Origin of the sequence: Acinetobacter sp. R933-2 (genome assembly GCF_030325485.1) — a bacterium.
Taxonomy (GTDB): Bacteria; Pseudomonadota; Gammaproteobacteria; order Pseudomonadales; family Moraxellaceae; genus Acinetobacter; species Acinetobacter sichuanensis.
In genome coordinates, this window is sequence record NZ_JACAIJ010000002.1 from 26,810 (window position 1) to 45,145 (window position 18,336).

16 protein-coding genes, 1 tRNA gene and 1 riboswitch are annotated in these 18,336 nt (G+C 38.7%); of the genes, 8 read left to right on the plus strand and 9 right to left on the minus strand.

Going from position 1 to position 18,336, the window contains the following annotated elements; genetic code table 11:
- The first annotated feature begins 16 nt into the window (after positions 1-16).
- The 3 genes from mltB (at position 17) to HX005_RS02795 (ending at position 2,577) form a co-directional block, all read left to right on the plus strand.
- Complete coding sequence (gene mltB / locus HX005_RS02785) at positions 17-982, plus strand: lytic murein transglycosylase B (RefSeq protein WP_373431838.1); 966 nt, start codon at positions 17-19, stop codon at positions 980-982.
- A gap of 283 nt (positions 983-1,265) precedes the next feature.
- Entirely contained in the window at positions 1,266-1,877 is a 612-nt protein-coding gene (locus HX005_RS02790; protein ID WP_107009563.1) for a septal ring lytic transglycosylase RlpA family protein, read from the plus strand.
- Between the two features lie 253 nt (positions 1,878-2,130).
- A complete protein-coding gene (locus HX005_RS02795) occupies positions 2,131-2,577 on the plus strand; it encodes an Mpo1 family 2-hydroxy fatty acid dioxygenase (protein WP_107009564.1) in 447 nt (148 codons plus the stop codon).
- Between the two features lie 246 nt (positions 2,578-2,823).
- On the opposite strand, the gene HX005_RS02800 is transcribed toward HX005_RS02795, so the two are convergent.
- Positions 2,824-3,372, minus strand: coding sequence for a DUF3465 domain-containing protein (locus HX005_RS02800; RefSeq protein WP_286376204.1), 549 nt, complete (start codon positions 3,370-3,372; stop codon positions 2,824-2,826).
- 69 nt (positions 3,373-3,441) lie between these two features.
- Here HX005_RS02800 and HX005_RS02805 point away from each other — a divergent pair, with 69 nt between their 5' ends.
- Entirely contained in the window at positions 3,442-4,047 is a 606-nt protein-coding gene (locus HX005_RS02805) for a hypothetical protein (RefSeq protein WP_286376205.1), read from the plus strand.
- Between the two features lie 58 nt (positions 4,048-4,105).
- Here HX005_RS02805 and tsf read toward each other — a convergent pair whose 3' ends face one another.
- Both tsf and rpsB read right to left on the minus strand, forming a co-directional pair.
- A complete protein-coding gene (tsf, locus tag HX005_RS02810; protein ID WP_286376206.1) occupies positions 4,106-4,984 on the minus strand; it encodes a translation elongation factor Ts in 879 nt (292 codons plus the stop codon).
- A 142-nt stretch (positions 4,985-5,126) separates the two neighbouring features.
- Positions 5,127-5,879: a 30S ribosomal protein S2 gene (gene rpsB / locus HX005_RS02815; RefSeq protein WP_107009568.1), complete on the minus strand. Its 753-nt coding sequence runs from the start codon at positions 5,877-5,879 to the stop codon at positions 5,127-5,129.
- 218 nt (positions 5,880-6,097) lie between these two features.
- On the opposite strand from rpsB, the gene map reads away from it, so the two are divergent.
- The 3 genes from map (at position 6,098) to HX005_RS02830 (ending at position 8,601) form a co-directional block, all read left to right on the plus strand.
- Entirely contained in the window at positions 6,098-6,925 is an 828-nt protein-coding gene (gene map / locus HX005_RS02820; RefSeq protein ID WP_107009569.1) for a type I methionyl aminopeptidase, read from the plus strand.
- A gap of 325 nt (positions 6,926-7,250) precedes the next feature.
- Positions 7,251-8,477 (plus strand): MFS transporter, encoded by a 1,227-nt coding sequence (locus HX005_RS02825; RefSeq protein ID WP_107009570.1) that lies wholly within the window; start codon positions 7,251-7,253, stop codon positions 8,475-8,477.
- Positions 8,470-8,601 carry a hypothetical protein gene (locus HX005_RS02830; RefSeq protein ID WP_286376207.1) on the plus strand — a complete coding sequence of 44 codons (132 nt, stop codon included), beginning with the start codon at positions 8,470-8,472 and terminating at the stop codon, positions 8,599-8,601. Before HX005_RS02825 ends, HX005_RS02830 begins: the two co-directional genes overlap by 8 nt.
- Positions 8,602-8,676: 75 nt before the next feature.
- Here the strand turns inward: HX005_RS02830 and HX005_RS02835 are convergent, their stop codons facing one another.
- Together HX005_RS02835 and sthA are read right to left on the minus strand one after the other, a co-directional pair.
- Positions 8,677-9,774 carry an AAA family ATPase gene (locus HX005_RS02835; RefSeq protein WP_286376208.1) on the minus strand — a complete coding sequence of 366 codons (1,098 nt, stop codon included), beginning with the start codon at positions 9,772-9,774 and terminating at the stop codon, positions 8,677-8,679.
- Between the two features lie 122 nt (positions 9,775-9,896).
- The gene (gene sthA / locus HX005_RS02840) at positions 9,897-11,312 is read right to left on the minus strand and encodes a Si-specific NAD(P)(+) transhydrogenase (RefSeq protein ID WP_107009572.1); all 1,416 of its coding nucleotides are present in this window, start codon (positions 11,310-11,312) and stop codon (positions 9,897-9,899) included.
- A gap of 255 nt (positions 11,313-11,567) precedes the next feature.
- Between sthA and lipA the strand changes: the two genes are divergently transcribed.
- The gene (lipA, locus tag HX005_RS02845) at positions 11,568-12,581 is read left to right on the plus strand and encodes a lipoyl synthase (protein ID WP_286376209.1); all 1,014 of its coding nucleotides are present in this window, start codon (positions 11,568-11,570) and stop codon (positions 12,579-12,581) included.
- Between the two features lie 78 nt (positions 12,582-12,659).
- On the opposite strand, the gene uca is transcribed toward lipA, so the two are convergent.
- From uca to HX005_RS02865, 4 genes are all read right to left on the minus strand, one after another.
- Positions 12,660-16,277 carry an urea carboxylase gene (gene uca / locus HX005_RS02850; RefSeq protein WP_286376210.1) on the minus strand — a complete coding sequence of 1,206 codons (3,618 nt, stop codon included), beginning with the start codon at positions 16,275-16,277 and terminating at the stop codon, positions 12,660-12,662.
- A 2-nt stretch (positions 16,278-16,279) separates the two neighbouring features.
- Complete coding sequence (locus HX005_RS02855; protein WP_286376211.1) at positions 16,280-16,933, minus strand: urea amidolyase associated protein UAAP2; 654 nt, start codon at positions 16,931-16,933, stop codon at positions 16,280-16,282.
- 18 nt (positions 16,934-16,951) lie between these two features.
- Complete coding sequence (locus tag HX005_RS02860) at positions 16,952-17,701, minus strand: urea amidolyase associated protein UAAP1 (RefSeq protein WP_286376212.1); 750 nt, start codon at positions 17,699-17,701, stop codon at positions 16,952-16,954.
- A 26-nt stretch (positions 17,702-17,727) separates the two neighbouring features.
- Positions 17,728-17,825: riboswitch (guanidine-I (ykkC/yxkD leader) on the minus strand.
- Positions 17,826-18,183: 358 nt separating this feature from the next.
- Positions 18,184-18,273 (minus strand) — tRNA-Ser (locus HX005_RS02865).
- Between the last annotated feature and the right edge of the window lie 63 nt (positions 18,274-18,336).

Sequence of the window (18,336 nt, forward strand, 5' to 3'; positions counted from 1 at the left end):
TCAAAAAGTAAGAAACATGGGTTTTTGTGCTGTAGCACTGTCTATTACCAGTTTTTGCCAAGCAAATGATTTTGCGAATGATCCGCAATATAACAATTTCAAACTAAAAACAATGCAAACATATGGGCTAAGCAGCGATCAAGTGGATTGGGCAATGAATGGCTCTCGCAATTTACCTAATATTATTAATATTATGAATCGCCCTGGTGAAAGTAAGCCTTGGTATCAATACAAAACTAACTTTTTAGCAGAAGGTACAATTCAGCGTGGTGTACGCTTTAAAAATCAATACGCAGACACGTTAAATCGAGCAGAACAACAATATGGTGTCCCTCAAGCAATTATCTTGGGTATTTTAGGGGTTGAAACAGGCTATGGTGCAAATAAAGGCTCTTTCGTTACACGTGATGCTTTAGCAACTTTAGGTTTCGGTTATGAACGCCGAGCACAATATTTCCAAGATGAACTTTCGGCGCTGATCGCATGGTCATATAAAGATGGTGTACCTACAAATTCAATTGTAGGCTCTTATGCTGGGGCTGTAGGCTACCCACAATTTATGCCAAGTAATATTCCATTATATGGTGTGGATTATGATGGCAATGGTCATGTCGATTTGAGAAACTCGGCTGTAGATGCGATAGGTTCGATTGCAAATTATTTAGCACAAAAAGGTTGGCAACGTAATCAACCGATTGCTTTTCAAGCACGATATACAGGTAATAATCCTGATGCTGTCATCGCCAAAGATTTAACACAACCAACCCCCTTTGGCGTACTTAAAAATCAAGGAATTAGCGCTCTCAATCCAATTGTTAAAATTGATGATTTAGATATGGTAAATGTCATTCAATTACAAGAAAGTTATGGACCGACTTACTACATCACTTACCCGAATTTTCAAGTGATTACCACCTATAACAAAAGCAGAATGTATGCCACTGCACTCTGGCTTTTAGGGACTGAAATTGTGAGTCGTTAAAACTTAATTTTCTTTCCGATTAAATAAGTCAAGATTTTTCTCACCAAAAACGATTACTATTTAATCTTTTTAAATGATTAGTTACAATTACGGTTATTTCTCATACTAATTCTGTAAGTTTTTGTCCTTTTTGTAACTAATCATCAAATATTACTAGACACATTCGTTACTGCATGAATATTATCCCCTACCGTTAAATGTGGTTGCAAAAGTAAATTTACAGACCTGAATGATGAATTTTCACGTTTTGAAAATTTGGTTTTAGGTTCCCAGGAGTTAAACAATGCATGCTTCACTAAAATATATGATCGCCCTGACCATGGGCTTGAGTATGACGCAAGTCAACTCAGAAATGGTACAGTCGTCATACTTAAACAACGATTCAGATAGTTCAAGTCTTGCTTCACGTGTTGTAAACAAAGACTCAACTAACTTTAATTCACACTTTTCAAACCTAAACAGTTTGTCAATTACTGAACGTTCAAGCGATAAAATCCGCCGTGACACCCTTGCTGCAAAAGTTCAAGTGCAAGACAATGAGCCTTCAGTCATTGATAAATTAAATGCTGTTGCATCAAATACTGTACGTAAGTTCAGCCAAACAGGTGTTGCCTCTTGGTATGGTCGTCAATTCCACGGTCGTAAAACAGCGAGTGGCGAAACATTTGATATGAATGAACTTACCGCAGCTCATCGCAGCCTGCCACTGAATTGCTACATTCGTGTAACAAATAAAAATAATGGCAAAAGCGTTGTGGTAAAAGTCAATGATCGTGGTCCATTCCATGGCAACCGTGTACTTGATTTATCTTATGGTGCAGCAAAACGTCTTGGCATTACCAACTCAGGCACTGCTAGCGTGAATATTGAACGTGTAGACGGTCCTAACTCTTAAAATTTAGCTCCCATTTAACGTGAAAAGCCACTTTAAACGTGGCTTTTTTAATTCAATGGGATTTTAATATTCACTTTATCTTTCATCTTTTATTACTCACTTTAAATTATTAATAAAACTACTTTTTAAAATACATTGGCTTAAAATCTCAAAACTCTCAATATTTAGTCTTTGACCATTATTAATTTCTCGTTTATATTTGCCAAAAGTGCTTAAAAAATAAATGAAATAAATCTAGCGCACGGAGTGCAATATGAAATCTATAACTGAATGGTTCGATGAATATAGCGAAAGCCATCAGAATCCAACCAATAAAGTCATCCACTGGGCATGTGTTCCTGCAATTTTATTTTCAATTCTTGGGATTTTGGCACACTTTAGTGCTTTGCTTACTGCTTTAGTGATTGTATTAACCTTAGTATTTTATACTCGCCTTGATCTTGTTCTTGCGGTTGCGATGACTGCTCTGATTGCAGTAATGGCTTGGGTCATTTATTTCCTTCCCGTCGGTGTTGGTTTTTATATTGGTGTCTTTATTATTGCTTGGATTGGGCAATTTTATGGTCACAAAATTGAAGGTAAAAAACCTTCTTTCTTCAAAGATCTACAATTCCTCCTGATTGGTCCTGTATGGTGCATGGATGCCTACCTAGGAAAAGTACTACCAAAATGGAAATCGCGCCAAAAACTCGCATTTTAGCGCAAATAAATAAGGGGTAAATTTCACTGTTAAATTTAACCCTTATTTTCTGATATAAAACGAGTCAAAAGATATCAAAAATTACATTTGCTCAAATTTATTATTGCTGTTTTACGCTCTAAAATATGCTGAGAAAATTATATTGATTTAAGATCAAAACAAGATAAAAAGTTACATTTTTACTCAAATATTTTATTCTTTTTTAAACGCTCATTATATCTAGCAAGCTGTTACTTCATTTACAGATTAACGAGAAATTTGACCATTATGTTTTAGCCAACCATCTTCATGATGCCGATTTGGATCATGATGTGTCCAATGAATCATACCTCCTTGCTCGCTATATTCATATTCACCAAAAAACTCCACCAAATCACCCTTCTGTAAATTTTCTAGCCTAGGTGCTAAATCAATATTATGTGCCACTAACACGGTCAGACCATTTTCTAACGCTAAAATAAATTTTTGATGACGTGAGCCTTCACGATCATCTTTCAATATTGCCTTAACTTTACCCGAAGACTGAACTTGTATATTACTCAATTTAGTCTCATAAGCTTGACGAATAGTATCTAAACCTTGCTGATTCTGATGATTTAGTGAGGAGTTTTTTGGTTGAATGATTTGCTTTTGTTCTGTTGAATTTTCAATATTTTCCACATCTGAAGATGTTGTAGTAGTGAATGATTGATCAACTTGTTCAAGACTTTTTTCTTGTTTTAAATCTATACCTAAATAAGCAGCGACAAGTATAACAATAATTGCACCTATGCTTAGGTTGGTCTTATTTGCCATCGGTATTCATTCTATGCTAAACATTAGTTGCTTAAATTATATAAATTTTTCTAACAACGAGAAAGCCAAATGTCTGAACAAGAACAATTAAGAAACGTATTTATAGAAATTTTTCCTGAACTGGGGATTCAAGATTTTCCTGAAATCAATACTAAAGACAATAGCAATACATGGCTGATGGATTGGAAAACTAATTATGAATGTTCTCATAAAATCATTGCAAGCTGTGAATTTTCAAATTTCAGTTGGCTTTTAGAACAACATTTTAAAGCGTTAACTATAGTAAAATCATCAGGATATAATGTTTCAAATATTTTAAAAGACATATTTTCCTATATTGAACAGTTTGAAGATCAGACTGATCATGCATTAATTGACTTGAATGAATTAGAATATGATGCTTCATTTTTTGACGATGATGACCTGAGTTTTGAAGAACAATATGCGATTGCAATCGATAATATTACATCAGATATTCTTCAACACAACTTAAACGTTATTGTGATAGAACATGATGAAAATATTGATTTTATTTTAAGTCAGGCGACTTTTGAAGCTTTATCGAAATTAGAAAAAACACTCAAAATGATCTATGACAATAGCGATGTCACACTTTACCACCATACACATCAGCAAGATTATTCATTTGAATTTTTATTAGAAAACCGAATATAAATGCTGAAAAAAACCCCTCAATAATGAGGGGTCTTTTCATTTTACTGAAATAGTAAAATTATTGTGCAGCAGCAGCTTGAGCAGCAGCAACTTCGTCAGCGAAGCTCATTTCTGCTTTTTTCTCAATACCTTCACCTACTTGGAAGCGAACAAATTGAGCTACTGTAGTACCTGTTGCTTTCAATACGTCAGCAACTTTTTTCTCATTGTCAATCACGTACATTTGACGCTCAAGAACAACTTCGTTCAAGTATTTTTCAACTGAACCAGTAACCATTTTTTCAACGATATTTGCTGGTTTACCAGATTCAATCGCTTTTGCTTCTGCAATTTCTTTCTCTTTAGCGATAAGATCAGCAGATACGCCTTCAGCATTTACAGCAACTGGGTTGAACGCAGCAACGTGCATTGCAATACCTTTACCAGTTTCAGCATCACCTGTGTAAGCTACAACAACACCGATTTTTAAACCGTGTTTGTAAACTGCAAGGTTTTCGCCTTCAACAATTGTTGCACGACGAACTTGGATGTTCTCACCGATTTTTTGAACAAGTGCAATACGTGCTTCTTCAACAGTCGCACCATCTTCAAGTTTCAATTCAGCAATTTTCGCAGCATCAGTTTCGTTTGCAGCTAAAGCAGCAGCAGCAACTTTTGCAGAGAAACCAGCAAAGTTTTCATCTTTTGCAACGAAGTCAGTTTGGCAGTTTACTTCTAAAAGAAGTGCTTTGTTGCCTTCTTGAGCAATTGTGATTGCGCCATCAGCAGCAATGTTACCCGCTTTTTTAGCTGCTTTTGCTTGACCAGATTTACGAAGGTTATCAATCGCTAACTCGATGTCACCGTCTGCTTCTGTTAATGCTTTTTTGCATTCCATCATTGCAAGACCAGTACGGTCACGTAATTCTTTTACCATGCTCGCAGTAACTGCAGTCATGTTGTTCTCCTAAATACGGTAGAAAATTGAATTCTGTTAACAAAAACGGCCCAAACATGAAATCTGGGCCGTTTTGCTGTTTCGACGCTTAATTTGCCACCATTACATGTCGCAAAAATGACAAGCCTGCGTCAAAAACGCATTAAGCCTCAGGAGCTTCTTTAGCAGCTTCTTCGCCTTTAGCTTGTGCATTTGCTTGAGTTTGAGCGTATTCTTTACCAGCAATAATCGCATCAGCCATAGCAGAAGCATAAAGCGTTACAGCACGGATCGCATCATCGTTACCAGGAATAACGAAATCTACGTTATCTGGGTTAGAGTTTGTATCAACGATACCGATTACAGGAATACCAAGGTTCTTAGCTTCTTTAATTGCAATCGCTTCGTGGTCAACGTCAATGATGAACAATGCGTCAGGTAAACCACCCATGTTCTTAACACCGCCAAGACCACGTTCAAGTTTTTCCATTTCACGAGTACGTTCTAAAGCTTCACGTTTAGTAAGTTTAGCAAAAGTACCATCTTGTGATTGAGTTTGAAGATCTTTTAAACGGTTGATTGACTGACGAAGAGTTTTCCAGTTAGTCAACATACCGCCTAACCAGCGATGATCTACATATGGTTGACCAGCGCGTTGAGCTTGTTCACGGATGATGTTAGAAGCAGCACGTTTAGTACCAACGAATAATACTTTGTTCTTTTTGCTAGCTAGGTTGTTAACAAAGTTCAAAGCATCGTTTAACGCAGGAACAGTGTGCTCAAGGTTAATGATGTGAATTTTGTTACGCGCACCAAAAATGTATTGACGCATTTTTGGGTTCCAGAAGCGAGTTTGGTGACCAAAGTGCGCGCCAGCTTGAAGAAGGTCGCGCATGCTTACGTTGTAATCTGCCATTTTCTTTACCTTAAAGTTTGGGTTAAGCCTCCATATGTCCGCATTCTCCACCCTTACGGGCACCCAGAGGAATGTGTCGACATATGTGCGGATTTTTAAATTTCCAATATCAAAATCTTCAATGAAGTCTCAAAGAGAAATTCACGAAAAGCATTTGATAAATTGGGCGGCTATTTATACCATAGTCACATACAAATTTCCAAAAGTTTTTAAAGATCATGAACAGTACTTACGAAGCTCCCCGTCGATTAATCAAAACCCCAGAAGAAATTGAGAAAATGCGTATAGCGGGCAAACTGGCGGCAGAAGTTTTGGATATGATCAAACCGCATATCAAACCAGGTGTTTCCACACTTGAATTGGACACGATTTGCCATGATTATATTGTTAATAAACAAGATGCTATCCCTGCTTGCTTAGGCTATGGTGCAGCACCAGGTCGTCCCGCTTTTCAACATGTGATTTGTACTTCAGTCAACCATGTGGTTTGTCATGGCATCCCTTCTGAAGCAAAAATTTTGAAAAAAGGCGATATTCTTAATATCGATGTCACTGTGATTAAAGATGGCTATCACGGTGATACCAATATGATGTATATCGTGGGTGGCGAAACCTCTATTCTTGCTGATCGTTTATGTAAAGTTGCACAAGAAGCAATGTATAAAGGCATGGAAACTGTTAAACCAGGTTCAACCATTGGTGATATTGGTGCAGCAATCCAAAAATATGTAGAGTCAGAACGTTTTGGTGTTGTTCGTGAATATTGCGGTCATGGCATTGGTACTGTTTTCCATGATGAGCCTCAAGTATTACATTATGGTCAACCTAACTCAGGTATGATTTTAGAAGAAGGCATGACCTTTACGATTGAGCCTATGGTCAATGGCGGTGATTGGAAAACCAAACTGCTTGGCGACAAATGGACAGTGGTTACTAAGGATCATAGTTTATCTGCTCAATATGAACATACATTATTGGTTACTAAAACAGGTGTGGAAGTACTTACAGCTCGCCCTGAAGAAGATCTTTCTCGTTTTGGTCAATAAGTTTTGATGGTTTATTGAATGTTTTTTATTATTCAGTAAATAAAAGGTTATCTATCAGTTATTAGACCAATCCCCCCTTCTTAAGCAGTATGACTGTTTATCTAAAAAAGAAGGGGGAATATTATGGTAGTTAAAATAAAAATTAGGCTTAAAAATAAATCATTTTTTATTTCTGTTTGAATTTCATTACAATATAGCCTTGTTATTGTTAAAATTTTATATAAAACCCTATCACTTTATTTTATCAATAAGTAAATTTTTATTCTGTCGTTTTGATGATTTTATTGCTATACAATCCTAAAAGTATACATTCAATGGATTGATTATGTCTCGCTCTTTAGATGATACCCAATTTTCTAAATCCCTCATTTATATGCTGATTGGTAGTGCATTTATTTTAGCGCTATCTTTAGGTATCCGTCATGGTTTTGGCTTGTATTTAGTACCAATGAGCCATGAGTTTGGCTGGAGTCATCAAGTTTTTAGTCTAGCAATTGCAACTCAAAATTTGCTTTGGGGTGCAGTGCAGCCATTTACTGGGGCTTTAGCTGATAAATATGGCAGTAAAATTGTGGTTGCTGTTGGTGGGGTTTTGTATTGCATTGGCTTATTGTTAATGTCGATCAGTTCGCAAGCTTGGATGCTCAACCTAAGTGCAGGTTTGATTATTGGTCTAGCCCTTTCTGCAACATCATTTTCAGTGTTGCTTTCTGCGGTTGGTCGAGCAGCGCATCCAAGTAAACGTAGTATGGCAATGGGGATTGCCAGTGCTGCGGGTTCTTTTGGTCAATTTATCATGTTGCCAACAACATTATTAATGATCAAAAGTGTGGGGTGGTCAGCAGCCTTAATCATCAGCGCCATTTTAGTGGCTCTCGTTGTTCCTTTAGCTTGGATGCTCAAAGCGCCCGCTTATGTCGCCCCAAAAGCCGTTACACAGTCCACTCAAGCCAATTTAAGTTTTAAACAAATTTTAAAAATTGCATTTACACATAAACCTTTTTTATTTTTGGCACTTGGATTTTTAGTCTGTGGTTTTCAGGTGGTATTTTTAGGTATTCATTTACCTGGTTACTTAGTTGATCATGGTTTTGATGCTTCAAGTGGAACTATTTTTCTTGCTTTGGTTGGGCTATTTAATATTGTTGGCACTTATGCTGCAGGTTATTTAGGAGATAAATTTTCTAAACCCCATCTACTCATGGGCATCTATGGGTTACGAGGTATTGCGATTGTAAGTTTCCTTGTCATTCCTTTAAGCACATGGACTATTTATACCTTTGGCATTGTGATGGGTATTTTATGGTTATCTACGGTACCATTAACCAATGGAATTGTTGCCAATATGTTTGGTATTAAATATCTCACTATGCTGAGCGGTATTGTATTTTTTACCCATCAAATCGGCTCATTTTTTGGTGGATGGCTCGGTGGTTTAAATCATGATCTCACAGGAAATTATAATTTAATGTGGATCGGTTCTATTGCTTTGAGTATTTTTGGTGTAATCGTTCATTTTTTTGTTAATGAAAAGGCGGTAGTGAATGACTGATCTTGACTGGCTTAAAATATCGATTGCATTTGGTGTCGTAGCTTTGTTTACACTCGCTGCGATTCTATGGAGTCATACACCTGAATTATTTGAATATTTCAATATGGCATTTTGCGCGCATTAAACTTTACAAACGTTTCTTATGTAAAGATAAGCGCGCATCGTTCACATCAGAAGTCTATCGCACTGATCAAGCTTTTCAAGATATTGCCACAATGATGGTTTCACCTTGTTTTTGATCTAATTGAATATGATTGACTTCACGATAAGTTTGAATCATTTTTGCTAAATCAGGAGAATGTGTGGTGACTAAAATCTGAGTATATTGACTCGCTTCTGCGATCAGCATTGCAAGTGTAGGCAATAAATCAGGGTGTAAACTATTTTCAGGCTCATTGAGCGCCATAAAATATGGCGGTCTTGGGCTGAGTAAAGCAACCACCAAACATAAAAATCTTAAGGTTCCATCTGAAAATTCAGCACTTTCCAAAGGTCGCAAAACGCCCTCTTTTTTCATCATCATTTGAAAGCGTCCGCCCAATTCTTCAACATAAAATTGCGTATGTGGAAATGCCTTTTGCAAAATAGTCAACAACGTTTCAGTTTGCCCACGTTCGCGCAAAGTTTCAAAAGCAGCAGCTAAGTTTGCACCATCATGGCTTAAAACGGGTGAACGTATACCGACTTGAGGAACACGCATAGATGAAGATGAACTGACAGAAAATTCATGATAAAAACGCCAATTTTTCATGGTTTCACGAATCTGTGAAATTTCAGGATATAAATGTGGATCTGCCAACTGCCCAAACAACGAATCTTCCTGCGTTAACAACATTGGATAACTGACACGTTCACCATCGACATTTTTAAGAAAGGCGGCTTGATTAACACGCTCCATTAATTCACTCATGCGCCGACGTTGATAACCGCTCAGCCAAAGATTTTCTTTTTTGACCAATGGATCTAATGCAAACAAACTGATTAGAGGTTCAGGAAAACCGATTTCCATTTGATAATCATAATGTTGCATTTCTACTGACAAGATCATTCGCTTTGGGTCTTTGGCTCGATCTCCTGCACGATGCCCACCTGCCCACATCACTTTTTGAATACCACCCTCTTCTGCAATCGCCTGTGATAAACGCCCATTGGCTGCTTCATGCAATAACCGCACAGCCTTGTAAAGATTGGATTTACCACAACCATTCGCCCCACTGATAATATTAAGTTGTTGCAGGGGTAAAGTGATATTCCGAACTGATCGAAAGCCTTTGATGGTGACAGATTGAATGCTCATGCCATTTTCCAGATTTTATTTTTTTGAATATAAAGGTTGTACAGCGTCCATAAAAAACCCGCAAGCCTAAACTTACGGGTTTAAAAGTCATATTGATCTAATCTAGATAAGATCGGATGCTTTTAGAATAAACGATTCATACCATTTAATGTTGCCACACGGTAAGCTTCAGCCATCGTTGGATAGTTAAATGTCGTTTCAACAAAATACTTAATGGTGTTGTTACCACTCTGCATCACTGCCTGACCAATGTGAATAATTTCAGCCGCATTATTACCAAAACAATGCACGCCTAAAAGTTCTAAGGTATCACGATGGAACAAAATTTTAAGCTCGCCGACCGTATCACCGGTAATTTGTGCACGTGCCAAATGGCGGAATGATGCTTGTCCCACTTCATATGGAATTTTTTCAGCAGTCAACTGACTTTCAGTTTTACCAAAGAAAGAAATTTCTGGAATGGTGTAAATCCCTGTTGGAATATCCGTTACAGGTTTAACATTTTCTTCACCGCTCATGTTCGCACCAGCACAGCGCCCTTGGTCATACGCAGCCGAAGCTAGCGAAGGCCAACCGACGACATCACCTGCCGCGTAGATATTTTCTACTTCAGTTTGATATTGCTCATTTACAGCGATTTGACCACGACCATTTGGATGAATACCCACATTTTCCAAACCTAAACCATCTGTATTTCCTGAACGACCATTACACCACAAAATAGCATCAGCTTTGATTTTCTTACCACTTTGTAAATGTAGTACAACATGGTCATCAAAGGTTTCAAGATGATCAATTTGTTCATTATGACGAATCAATACACCTTGCTCACGTAAGTGATAAGACAAGGCATCAGCAATTTCATCATCTAGATAACTTAAAAGCTGATGCTGGGTATTGATCAAATCAACTTTATGATCTAAACCAATGAAAATGGATGCATATTCACAACCAATTACACCTGCACCATAAATGATAATTTTATGAATGGTATAATCTAGGTCTAAAATTTTATCTGAATCAAATACACGTGGATGATTAAAATCTAAACCTTGTGGACGGTATGGTCGACTGCCTGTTGCCACAACAATTTGCTGACAAATTAGGCTCTCTTTAACACCGTCTTCATTAAAAATTAAGACTGTATTTTTATCTTGAATATATGCACGACCATGGAACACATCAATATTGTTACGATCATAGAAACGTGAATGCGTATCAACTTGTTGTTGAATCACTTTATGTGCGTTACGTAATACTTGTTTCATCGTAAATTGTTTCCAATCTCCGACTTTTTTAAACAATGGATCACGTTGGTAACGAATAATACTAGATACTGTTTGACGCAATGCTTTACTTGGAATAGTACCGACATGTGTACAATTACCACCAAGCTGTTCACGTACATCTATGATTGCAACGCGCTTACCTGATTTTGCAAGCTTCATTGCCGCGCCTTCACCCGCAGGACCAGAACCGAGTACAACTGCATCATATTTTGAAAAATTCCCGCTCACCAGTTCTTTTTTACGTGGCATTCAAAGCTCCTCATACTTTATTGGTACACTCGTCTTGTTGCATATTATGACTTAAAGTTGGTTGTTTTGCTGTATTTACCTAGCATATATTCTGTGATGAGCACATTTAGTAAATGAATAGTGTTTTTACCCCATCATTTCGCATTTCCGTTATAATGTAAAAATCAGTTTGAATGACAACTTATATACATTCCTTAAATGAATGTTCAGTTAACGTGTCAGATCTCCTCGTCAAAAACAGTGGAAAAGTTGAATATGTCAGAAAACCGTAAACCAGAACAGGGTGTAAAATTACGTGGTGCAGAAAAGGTTGCTCGTATTCCTGTAAAAGTTATACCAACGGTTGAAACACCTCGAAAGCCTGATTGGATTCGAGTGAAAATGGCTGCGCCTGATGAAGTTCAACGCATCAAAACAACATTGCGTGCACAAAAACTACATACCGTTTGTGAAGAAGCCGCTTGCCCAAATCTGCCTGAATGTTTCGGTGGTGGTACTGCAACCTTTATGATTATGGGTGATATTTGTACACGTCGTTGTCCATTCTGCGATGTAGCACATGGTCGTCCAAATGCACTTGACGCTGATGAACCACGCCATATGGCTGAAACGATTGCAAATCTAGGTCTAAAATACGCTGTTATTACTTCTGTAGACCGTGATGATTTACTCGATGGTGGTGCGCAACATTTTGTTGATTGTATTAAAGAAGCTCGATCTTTAAGCCCTAAAACTTTACTCGAAATTTTAGTTCCAGACTTCCGCGGTCGTATGGATGTCGCTTTACGTATTATGACTGAATGCCCACCTGATGTATTCAATCACAATATTGAAACTGTACCTCGTTTATATAAAGCGATGCGTCCAGGTTCAGATTATCAACATTCTTTGAATTTATTAAAAATGTTTAAAGAATACTGCCCAGATGTACCAACCAAATGTGGTTTGATGGTGGGTATTGGTGAAACTGAAGAAGAAGTGATTGCATTACTTGATGACTTACATGCACATGGTGTTGACTATGTCACCATTGGTCAGTATTTACAGCCATCCAAAGAACATGCTCCAATTGACCGTTTTGTAACGCCTGAAGAATTTGAGCGCTATACTGCACATGGTCAAAAGCTTGGTTTTAGAAATATTTGGGCTGCGCCTATGGTGCGTTCAAGCTATTTTGCAGACCGTCAATATTATGGCGAACCTGTTCCAGCAGTGCGTCGTAAAACCGATCCTGCCAAAAAAATTGCTGTTCAAGCCATTGAAGCTTAAGCTTATATAAAGCCTCAAAACAAAAAGCCAATCATAAATGATTGGCTTTTTTATAACAAAATATCCTTATAAATAGAATTAAACCACAGGTGCCAACGTAAACAACACTTGCCCCGTTTTCACTGTTTGCCCTTTTTCAATCACAATTTCTTCAACTTTCATTCGTTCAGGTGCAATGATGGGAATCTCAATTTTCATCGCTTCAATCACAGCCAATGTTGCACCTTCTTCCACAATATCACCCGAAGCACATTCAATTTTCCAGATTGAACCCGGCATGTGAGACTCAACAGCACAGCCTCCCTCAGGAATTTTGATCTCACTCTCATTTGTCACGCGATCCAGACTTTCAGCGACATATTCGGCAAGCCCTGCTGCATGCCAACGCTGACGTTCGGCATCAAAATTATTTTGTTGAATGGATTTGAATGCAGCAATCGATTCAGCATGATCATGCAAAAAGTCGTTATATTGTTTGAGGTTCAACATTCCCTCTTCAATACGAAGTTTTAAACGTCCTGCCTTAAAATCTTCACGCATTTGCAAAAGTTCAGTTTCAGAAACTTCATAAAACTTCACTTGGTCAAAGAAACGTAACAACCATGGCATGCCTTCGGCAAAATCAGGATTTTGACGATAACGACTCCACATTTGCGTGGTGCGCCCCACAAATTGATACCCCCCGGGACCTTCCATGCCATAAACACACATATATGCGCCACCAATACCCACTGCATTTTCAGGTGTCCATGTCCGTGCAGGATTATATTTAGTGGTCACTAAACGATGACGCGGATCAAGAGGTGTCGCGACTGGTGCCCCCAAATAAACATCACCTAAACCCATCACCAGATAATTGGCGTTATACACCACATCTTTAACCGCTTGTTTATCTTTTAAACCATTGATACGACGAATAAATTCAATATTATCAGGGCACCACGGCGCATCATGGCGCACTGTCTGCATATAACGCTCAGTCGCTAACTGAGTTTGTGAGTCTTCCCAAGCCAATGGTAAATAAACGGTGCGTGAGGGAACTTCCATTTCCGTCACATCAGGCAATTGCGTTTCAGCGACTTGAAGTAAACGTAATAAATCCAATTGATCCAGTTTGATCGAATCAAAATGAATTTGCAGTGAGCGGATACCCGGTGTTAGGTCAATAATACCTTGAATATTTTGCTCTTTTACCCATTGCATCAGCGCATGGATACGAAAGCGTAAATTGAGATCAAGTACAAGTTCACCATATTCAACCAACATATAGTTGTTGCCTGCCGGACGATAAACCACATCAGGCGCACCATTTTGACCTTTTAAAGTATCCAATATTGCATTTTTGAGTGTCGCCAGTTCAGGATAAAATGGTTCATCAAATGTTGCTTCCAAGCTATCCAATGCTTTCATTTGAGCATGATATTTTTCATTCAATACTTTGGCTTGCGCATAACTGACTGGAACAAATTTTACCTTGTCACCTGCTTTCAACTGACCTAATTTCCAAAGTTCAGAATGAATCACCACGGCAGGACAAACAAAACCACCTAAACTTGGACCATCTGGACCCAAAATAATTGGCATATCACCTGTAAAATCAATTGCGCCAATCGCATAGGCATTGTCATGAATATTGGACGGATGCAGACCTGCTTCACCTCCATCCATACGTGCCCATTCAGGTTTTTCACCAATCAACCGTACACCTGTACGGCTTGAGTTAAAATGAATTTCAAATGTTTGGGCAAAAAATCGTTCAATATCCTTTTTTGTGAAAAAATCAGGGGCGCCATGAGGTCCATACATCACGGCAATTTCCCATGTATTGCTGAATGTTGGTCTTTGCGTTGGTGCCAATGCCCTGATTTCTGCTGATGGATCTGTTGCGTGATATGCCATAATCGGCAACATATCACCGACCAATAAATTGCGCCCTGCATGTCCACCAAACTGCCCTAAAGTAAAAGTTGCCTGAGAACCCAAATACTTAGGTACTTTCAACCCACCTTTGATGCCAATATAACTGCGGCAGCCTGTACTGATCGTACCACATTTTAAAACCTGTCCTTTTTTAACCGTGATGGTTTGCCACATAGCAACAGCTGCACCATCCAAGGTTGCAACCATGTCACCACCTGTGATGACAATCTGACTGTCACAGTGAAATTTTAATGTCGGACCCTGCAAAGTACATTCCAGACCTGCACTATTATGCGGATTGCCGAGCAGTTGATTGGCAATATTCAATGATAAGGGATCAATTGCACCCGATGGCGGCACCCCAACATCCCAATAGCCCACCCGTCCCGTAACGTCTTGCACAGCAGTCTGAATCCCTGCCTGTAAGACTTCAATTTTTTGTATGGTCCACTCAAACGTATTTAAAAAGCGTGTGGTCTGTGTACCTTGATGAAACACATCACAGGCAATAATATTTTCCAGATACTCAAGGTTGGTTTCAATGCCTGCAATTGAGGTGTTTGCCAATGTATCTGTCATGGCTTGAATCGCATCATCACGATTTTTTGCAGTGACAATGATTTTCGCAATCATCGGATCATAAAATGATGACACATTGGAACCTGTTTCCACCCAGGTTTCTACTCGTGCATTATCATCAAATTTCACAGAGGTCAGCAAACCTGCACTCGGTTGAAATTGTTTGACAGGATCTTCAGCATATAAACGAACCTGTATAGAATGCCCTTGCGACTGTAACTTTTCAGTTGGTGCAGTCCAATCACCACTTGCAAGGGTCACCATCCATTCCACAAGGTCTACACCAAAAACCTGTTCAGTCACACCATGCTCAACCTGTAAACGGGTATTGACTTCAAGAAAATAAAATTGCTGTGTTTCTGTGTCCATCACAAATTCGACAGTCCCTGCTGAACGATAGTTGACAGACTGCATCAGTTGAATCGCAACATCTTGTAAATAATCACGTTGCTCATCATTCAGGTGCGGCGCAGGTGTTTCTTCAATGACTTTCTGATTACGGCGTTGTACGGAACAATCACGTTCACCTAAAGCCAATACTTGCCCTTTGCCATCACCAAAAATTTGTACTTCAATATGTCGGGCATGCTCTACAAATTTTTCTAAATACAATCCTGCATCTTTAAAGTTTGCTTGTGCAAGATAAGAAACGGTTTGATAAGCCTCTTTAAGCTCCGTTTCATTCCACACCAGACGCATACCAATACCGCCACCCCCTGCAGTACTTTTTAACATGACAGGATAGCCAATCCGTGAAGCTTCCCGTAATGCTTCTACCTCATCTGCCAATAAGGAACTTCCCGGAAGCAATGGGACTTGGCTTTTAATTGCCAACTCACGTGCGGTATGTTTTAAACCAAAGTCTTTCATCTGACTTGATGTTGGTCCAATAAATGCGATGCCTTGATTCTCACAAAGATCACAAAATTCGGCATTTTCAGACAAGAAACCATAACCGGGGTGAATCGCTTGCGCCCCTGTCTGTTTGGCAACCTCAAGTATTTTTTCAATATTTAAATAACTTTGATTTGCAGGTGCAGCACCGATACAAAAAGCTTCATCTGCCAAAGTCACGTGTAGGGAGTCACGATCTGCTTCGGAATACACAGCAACGGAAGCAATCCCTAATTTTTTTAATGTACGAATGACGCGGCAAGCAATCGCACCACGATTGGCAATCAGGACTTTATTCAACATTTTTATACTCCCTCAGCATCACGAACAACTAATTGAATTTGGGTTGGATTGTAGGCATTGCAAGGATTGTTGAGTTGCGGACAATTTGAAATCAGCACAATTAAATCCATTGCAGCCAGTATTTCCACATATTTTCCTGGTGCTGAAATCCCATCATCAAACTTCAATGCACCTTCTGCGGTCACAGGTACATTCATAAAAAAGTTAATATTTGGACCAATATGGCGCACATTTAATTCATGCTTAAGAGCGATTGGATGTTTTGCCAAAGCATACATAAAGTTATTACGACAACTATGCATTGGATACTTATCAAGTGAATAACGTACCGTATTACTTTCACATGAACATGCACCGCCTAAAGTATCGTGTCGACCACAATTGTCATCATGAATCGTGGCAATTGGACGAGCAAAATTACTATATAAAGTTGTGCCTTTTTCTAAATAAATCTGTTGGTTAATGGCTAAGGTATCGGTTGCACTGTATCGTTCATTTGGATCATCTGCGCTGATGAATAAGGTATCAACTGCTTGGTTGCCTTCAAGATCAATTATGCGGAAAAACTGCCCCTTTTTAACCTCGCACATCCATGCTTCACCCGCAGGACAAACTTCATTTAACACTGTTTTTTCAAAAGATTGTAAAATCGTCATGGTCATTCTCCTGCTGAATTAGATCCTGCTTTCAAGTGCGTAGTAGCGTGCATTATTTGCAAATGCACGTTGATTTTGTGGACATGAGTCACGACAAATATCATGATCACTTAAAGGCAAGGCTTTGAATAATTGAATATTCACATCGGCAGGTTGATAAGTTTTATGATTATCAAGTGCATGTGGTGCAGAGGATAAGAACACCAAACAATCCATTTCAAAGCGAAGTTCAATGACTTGGTTGCTATTGTCTGAATGGATATAGGACAACTCACCTGCATCATCAGAGCTGACTTTGGAAAATAAGTTCAGGGTTGCACTTAAATCACTACACCCTAAAGCATATTTGCTCATTTCAAGGACTAAACTGTCCTTGCCATTGCGGTACATTTCATTACGTGCATCCTGAAAAGTCTGTTTGCCAAATTGCTTTTCAATTTGTGTAGCACTGCTTGCACCACAAAAAACATCATTCCAACCATGATCATCTCTGACGATGGAAGCCATGACCCGCCCCAGATCGGACATCAGAATATGCCCTGTACTTAAAAATGCAGTATGTTGTGCTTTTAGACTGTCAGGCATATTAAAACGCTCAAGTTTATCTTCAGCATTTACACAAAATAAGGACACATTGGCTTGTGCGCCCAATGCCTGAAATTGCAACAATGTGCCCCGCCGAATACGCCCCGACCAATGATGTCCGCCTGGTAAAAGTTCTGTCCATAATGGAGTCTGATCGTGAAAGATGCTGTCTGATCTGCTCATTTGCCTGACCTCTGCTGATTAGTCCAACCTCCCGGGCTTTTATCCCTCCGTGTAGCTCAAGCGAGCCGTGAACTCTCGGTCTCAGACATACAATTGAAGTATCGGAACCCTAGATCACTTTTTCATGACAGAAGAAATGCAAATGACGTGCCAGTTTAATATTACGATTTATTGCATTCATCATACTCAATGGCAGCAAAAATGAGCAATGATTGCGCACAACCCTATGGTGGCGTATAAAAATGCACTGAAATATTCAACAATGCTTTAAATTCAGTTGTAACTATAGATTAAATAATGCTATTGAGATTTTATAAAAAGTTAAATACGGCAGTCTTGATTCGATCAATAAGACAATTGGAATATCTTTCTATAGCAAAGAACTTATAAGCTGATGTAATTTATTTTGATTCAATAAGCTACTCTAATCAAAAATAAAAGCAAAAAAAGACCCTTGAATGATCAAGGGTCTTTTAAATATTTGGCGGAAGCGGTGAGATTCGAACTCACGGAGGACTCGCACCCTCGTCGGTTTTCAAGACCGGTGCATTAAACCGCTCTGCCACGCTTCCATGTGCGCAAGAATACTAAGCTTTTTAAATTATGACAAGTAAAATATAAGCTTAAAGCATTCA

Excerpts from the sequence above, each read along its gene's own strand:
- mltB (WP_373431838.1), top strand. The coding sequence starts at position 17 with ATGGGTTTTTGTGCTGTAGCACTGTCTATTACCAGTTTTTGCCAAGCA.
- HX005_RS02790 (WP_107009563.1), top strand. The coding sequence starts at position 1,266 with ATGCATGCTTCACTAAAATATATGATCGCCCTGACCATGGGCTTGAGT.
- HX005_RS02795 (WP_107009564.1), top strand. The coding sequence starts at position 2,131 with ATGAAATCTATAACTGAATGGTTCGATGAATATAGCGAAAGCCATCAG.
- HX005_RS02800 (WP_286376204.1), bottom strand. The coding sequence starts at position 3,372 with ATGGCAAATAAGACCAACCTAAGCATAGGTGCAATTATTGTTATACTT.
- HX005_RS02805 (WP_286376205.1), top strand. The coding sequence starts at position 3,442 with ATGTCTGAACAAGAACAATTAAGAAACGTATTTATAGAAATTTTTCCT.
- tsf (WP_286376206.1), bottom strand. The coding sequence starts at position 4,984 with ATGACTGCAGTTACTGCGAGCATGGTAAAAGAATTACGTGACCGTACT.
- rpsB (WP_107009568.1), bottom strand. The coding sequence starts at position 5,879 with ATGGCAGATTACAACGTAAGCATGCGCGACCTTCTTCAAGCTGGCGCG.
- map (WP_107009569.1), top strand. The coding sequence starts at position 6,098 with ATGAACAGTACTTACGAAGCTCCCCGTCGATTAATCAAAACCCCAGAA.
- HX005_RS02825 (WP_107009570.1), top strand. The coding sequence starts at position 7,251 with ATGTCTCGCTCTTTAGATGATACCCAATTTTCTAAATCCCTCATTTAT.
- HX005_RS02830 (WP_286376207.1), top strand. The coding sequence starts at position 8,470 with ATGACTGATCTTGACTGGCTTAAAATATCGATTGCATTTGGTGTCGTA.
- HX005_RS02835 (WP_286376208.1), bottom strand. The coding sequence starts at position 9,774 with ATGAGCATTCAATCTGTCACCATCAAAGGCTTTCGATCAGTTCGGAAT.
- sthA (WP_107009572.1), bottom strand. The coding sequence starts at position 11,312 with ATGCCACGTAAAAAAGAACTGGTGAGCGGGAATTTTTCAAAATATGAT.
- lipA (WP_286376209.1), top strand. The coding sequence starts at position 11,568 with ATGTCAGAAAACCGTAAACCAGAACAGGGTGTAAAATTACGTGGTGCA.
- uca (WP_286376210.1), bottom strand. The coding sequence starts at position 16,277 with ATGTTGAATAAAGTCCTGATTGCCAATCGTGGTGCGATTGCTTGCCGC.
- HX005_RS02855 (WP_286376211.1), bottom strand. The coding sequence starts at position 16,933 with ATGACGATTTTACAATCTTTTGAAAAAACAGTGTTAAATGAAGTTTGT.
- HX005_RS02860 (WP_286376212.1), bottom strand. The coding sequence starts at position 17,701 with ATGAGCAGATCAGACAGCATCTTTCACGATCAGACTCCATTATGGACA.